This is a genomic window from Flavobacterium hercynium (assembly GCF_002217285.1).
Classification (GTDB): domain Bacteria; phylum Bacteroidota; class Bacteroidia; order Flavobacteriales; family Flavobacteriaceae; genus Flavobacterium; species Flavobacterium hercynium.
The window spans coordinates 1-2,319 of record NZ_MUGW01000033.1 but is presented as its reverse complement, the minus strand read 5'-3'; the positions used below and the strand labels follow the sequence as shown (position 1 = coordinate 2,319).

The 2,319-nt window shown below is 44.2% G+C and carries 1 protein-coding gene, 2 tRNA genes and 1 rRNA gene; all 4 read left to right on the top strand.

All coding sequences use genetic code 11. From position 1 onward, the window contains the following. Window positions 1–254, top strand: a 254-nt coding sequence (locus B0A66_RS23080; RefSeq protein WP_208862595.1) for a hypothetical protein, incomplete at its 5' end; no start/stop codon positions are given. A gap of 30 nt (window positions 255–284) precedes the next feature. After that, window positions 285–1,796: ribosomal RNA gene (locus B0A66_RS15830) — 16S ribosomal RNA — on the top strand. Window positions 1,797–1,923: 127 nt separating this feature from the next. Continuing rightward, a tRNA-Ile gene (locus B0A66_RS15825) sits at window positions 1,924–1,997 on the top strand. 162 nt (window positions 1,998–2,159) lie between these two features. Then, window positions 2,160–2,236 (top strand) — tRNA-Ala (locus B0A66_RS15820). Window positions 2,237–2,319: the final 83 nt, after the last annotated feature.

Sequence of the window (2,319 nt, the reverse complement as noted above, 5' to 3'; positions counted from 1 at the left end):
AAAACACGGAAAGTTCATTGATAGATTGGGAGGAGAGAGAAGTAAAAGAGGATGAAAAATTTCTCAAAAAAAACTTCATTTTTTTCTTGCCATTTAGAAATAAGTTTTCTACTTTTGCACCCGCTTTGAGAGACAAGCGAAACAAAAAAGAAATACACGTTCGTAGACATATTGAATTGACAGCCGTTTTAACAGAGATGTTAAAACAAAAGAATAAGAGTAATAGAATCGAGAGATTTGAGAAGAACCGATAGATAATTTGTCGCAATATAATATAAAAATATACGATGAAGAGTTTGATCCTGGCTCAGGATGAACGCTAGCGGCAGGCTTAACACATGCAAGTCGAGGGGTAGAGTAGCAATACTTGAGACCGGCGCACGGGTGCGTAACGCGTATGCAATCTACCTTTTACAGAGGGATAGCCCAGAGAAATTTGGATTAATACCTCATAGTATTATAGAATGGCATCATTTTATAATTAAAGTCACAACGGTAAAAGATGAGCATGCGTCCCATTAGCTAGTTGGTAAGGTAACGGCTTACCAAGGCTACGATGGGTAGGGGTCCTGAGAGGGAGATCCCCCACACTGGTACTGAGACACGGACCAGACTCCTACGGGAGGCAGCAGTGAGGAATATTGGACAATGGGCGCAAGCCTGATCCAGCCATGCCGCGTGCAGGATGACGGTCCTATGGATTGTAAACTGCTTTTATACGAGAAGAAACACTACTTCGTGAAGTAGCTTGACGGTATCGTAAGAATAAGGATCGGCTAACTCCGTGCCAGCAGCCGCGGTAATACGGAGGATCCAAGCGTTATCCGGAATCATTGGGTTTAAAGGGTCCGTAGGCGGTTTAGTAAGTCAGTGGTGAAAGCCCATCGCTCAACGGTGGAACGGCCATTGATACTGCTGAACTTGAATTATTAGGAAGTAACTAGAATATGTAGTGTAGCGGTGAAATGCTTAGAGATTACATGGAATACCAATTGCGAAGGCAGGTTACTACTAATTGATTGACGCTGATGGACGAAAGCGTGGGTAGCGAACAGGATTAGATACCCTGGTAGTCCACGCCGTAAACGATGGATACTAGCTGTTGGGAGCAATCTCAGTGGCTAAGCGAAAGTGATAAGTATCCCACCTGGGGAGTACGTTCGCAAGAATGAAACTCAAAGGAATTGACGGGGGCCCGCACAAGCGGTGGAGCATGTGGTTTAATTCGATGATACGCGAGGAACCTTACCAAGGCTTAAATGTAGTTTGACCGATTTGGAAACAGATCTTTCGCAAGACAAATTACAAGGTGCTGCATGGTTGTCGTCAGCTCGTGCCGTGAGGTGTCAGGTTAAGTCCTATAACGAGCGCAACCCCTGTTGTTAGTTGCCAGCGAGTCATGTCGGGAACTCTAACAAGACTGCCAGTGCAAACTGTGAGGAAGGTGGGGATGACGTCAAATCATCACGGCCCTTACGCCTTGGGCTACACACGTGCTACAATGGCCGGTACAGAGAGCAGCCACTGGGCGACCAGGAGCGAATCTATAAAACCGGTCACAGTTCGGATCGGAGTCTGCAACTCGACTCCGTGAAGCTGGAATCGCTAGTAATCGGATATCAGCCATGATCCGGTGAATACGTTCCCGGGCCTTGTACACACCGCCCGTCAAGCCATGGAAGCTGGGGGTGCCTGAAGTCGGTGACCGCAAGGAGCTGCCTAGGGTAAAACTGGTAACTAGGGCTAAGTCGTAACAAGGTAGCCGTACCGGAAGGTGCGGCTGGAACACCTCCTTTCTAGAGCCTAAATGTTAGTGGTAACACACTTTTAGGAAAAAAGACAAATATCGAGCGGATCTGAATTGATCGTTTTATTACTCTTGCTGTTAATTTAAAAAAATAATGAAAATTTAAGTAAAAACAGAGTCTCGTAGCTCAGCTGGTTAGAGTACTACACTGATAATGTAGGGGTCGGCAGTTCGAGTCTGCCCGGGACTACTTTTTAAGAAGAAACTCAATATAATAGCAATTAAAAATTGAGAATTAAAAATTAAAAAGACTGTACTACTTAAATAAACAAAGGAAATTTTAGAAGTTGAAAGATTAAAGAATCGAAAGTTCATAATTTTTAATTCACGATTTTTAATTTTTAATTAAAATGGGGGATTAGCTCAGCTGGCTAGAGCGCCTGCCTTGCACGCAGGAGGTCAACGGTTCGACTCCGTTATTCTCCACCAAAAGCCTAAAGCTGTAAGCTATAGGCGGTAAGCAGATAAAGCTTAAAGCATATTGCTTAAAGTCTAAAGCAAACAAAGTTCAT